The organism is Streptomyces sp. SM1 (genome assembly GCF_002910825.1).
Lineage (GTDB): Bacteria > Actinomycetota > Actinomycetes > Streptomycetales > Streptomycetaceae > Streptomyces > Streptomyces okerensis.
In genome coordinates, this window is the sequence record NZ_NEUB01000346.1 from 1 (window position 1) to 2244 (window position 2244).

Annotated in this window: 2 protein-coding genes; both read left to right on the top strand. The window is 74.2% G+C overall.

Annotation, left to right across the window (positions count from 1 at the left end; genetic code table 11):
- Positions 1-832: sugar transferase (locus B9S61_RS08745; RefSeq protein ID WP_258039598.1), on the top strand; the 832-nt coding region annotated here is incomplete at its 5' end.
- Between the two features lie 6 nt (positions 833-838).
- Positions 839-2182: an O-antigen ligase gene (locus B9S61_RS08750; protein WP_103541742.1), complete on the top strand. Its 1344-nt coding sequence runs from the start codon at positions 839-841 to the stop codon at positions 2180-2182.
- Positions 2183-2244 lie beyond the last annotated feature (62 nt).

Sequence of the window (2244 nt, forward strand, 5' to 3'; positions counted from 1 at the left end):
GCAGGCGGAAGGCGGCGAGGGCGTGCCCGTGCTGCGTACGGACGAGGAGGTGGAGCGGGCGGTCATCCAGAACGGCGTACGCGCGGTGCTCGCCGTCGCCCCCTCGGTACGGGCCGAACAGGCGCCGCTGCTGCGGTCGCTGGCCGACGCGGGGTGCCTGGTCTGGGAGGTCGACGCCGACGCGGCGCCGCACCCGGCGCGGGAGCGGCTGGCCGGATTCGCCTGCCGGCGGCTGGACCTCGAGCCGCCGGCCGGCGGCGGCGCCGGCAAGCGGATGCTCGACATCCTGGTCTCGGGAACGCTGTTGCTGCTGGTCAGCCCGCTGCTGCTGGTGTGCGCCGTGACGCTGCGGATCTGTGACGGGCCGGGTGTCGTGTTCCGGCAGGAGCGCATCGGCCGGAACGGGCAGCCGTTCACGCTGCTGAAGTTCCGCACCCACCGCCCGGTCGACGAGCACGAGTCGGCGACCCGGTGGAGCGTGGCGAACGAGAACGAGATGCGCCGGTTCTGCCGCATGCTGCGGCGCACCTCGCTGGACGAGCTGCTCCAGCTGTGGAACGTGCTCCGCGGCGACATGAGCCTCGTCGGTCCCCGGCCCGAACGGCCCTTCTTCGTCTCCCAGTTCAGCCAGACGTACCCCGGTTACGCGGCCCGGCACCGGATGCGTACCGGCATCACCGGGCTCGCGCAGATCAACGGGCTGCGCGGCGACACCTCCATCGAGGACCGCTGCCGGTTCGACAACGCCTACATCGACGACTGGTCGCTGTGGCAGGACGTCTGCATCCTGCTGCGCACCGCGGCCGCGCTGGTCCGTCCGACGGGGAGCTGACCACACGTGAGCCACGTCCTGCCGACCCTGCCGCACCGGGCCGCCGCGCTCGGGCCGGTGCTGCCGCTGGTGGCGGTGGTCGCCCTGCTGGCGCTGCCGCCGACGGGGGACGGCGCGGGGCCCGCGGACGTGGTGTCCGCGCTGGTGGTGGGGTACTGCGTGCTCCGCCTGGTGCGGGAACGGCGGCGGCCGCTGTCACCCCGCGCGGTGGTGGTGCTGGGGCTGCCGGTCGTGGGGTCGGCGCTCGCCGCCATGGGGGCGGGTTCGGCGGCGGCGGGGATCGGCGGCATGTGCCGCTATCTGCAGGTCTTCGTACTGGTCCCGCTGGCGGTGCTGGTGCTGCTCCGGGGGCGGGCCGACTTCCGGGTGCTGGCCTGGTCGTTCGTCGGACTGGCGCTGTGGCAGGGGGCGGTGGGGGTGCGGCAGTACGTCACCGGTACCGGTGCCTCCTACCAGGGCGAGACCATCCGGGCGGTCGGCACCTTCGGGGCGCAGGACGTGATGGGCATGGCGACGGCGGTGTCCCTGGGCGTGGTGTGCGCGGCGGGTCTCGCGCTGGGCCGGGCACCGCGGTGGCAGCGGGCGGCCGCGGCCGGGTGCGCGGTGCTGCTCCTCCTGCCACTGGTGCTGTCCTTCAGCCGGGGCGCCTGGATCGCCACCGCCCTGACCTGCGGCGTGCAACTGGCGCTGGCGGGGCTGCGGCGGGCACTGAAGGTGGGGGCGGCCGTGATCGCCTCCGCGATGATCCTCATGGGCGGTTTCGGCGTCGGTACGGCGATGCTGCAGGAGCGGATCGACAGCATCACCCGGGTCGCCGACACCCCGGACCAGTCGGTGGTCGACCGGTACACCCTGTGGGCGGCGGCCACCGGCATGTGGCGCGAACAACCGCTGACCGGCGTGGGGCTGAAGGGCTTCCCCGAGTACCGGGACAGACACGCGACCCTGGCGCTGTCGTCGGGCAGCGACATCGAGGGCGCGGGCGAGACGTACCACAAGCAGGCACTGCTCTCCCCGCACAGCATGTACCTGCTGGTGCTGAGCGAGCAGGGCCTGATCGGGCTGCTCACGCTCGCCGGGAGCTGGCTGGCGCTGCTGGTGTGCGCGGTGCGCGGGCTGCTGCGGGTGCGCCGTGGGGGTCCCGGCCTCGACTGCGCCCTGGTCGCCTGCGGCCTGCTGCTCTGGCAGTTGACCGACTTCGTGTACGGCGACATCGGCGGGCCGTCGACCGTGCTGACCGGTATGGCCCTGGGCCTGACGGCGTGGTGGGCCTTCCCCCGTGACGAACGCCCGGACACCACCCGCCGGGGCGAGGTCCCCGGGCGGCTCGAGGAGGCCGTGGCGCGATGACGGTCCTCCCCTCCCAGCCCGCCGGCTCCGCCCCCGCCGGCCCCGGCGGCCTCAAGACCGGC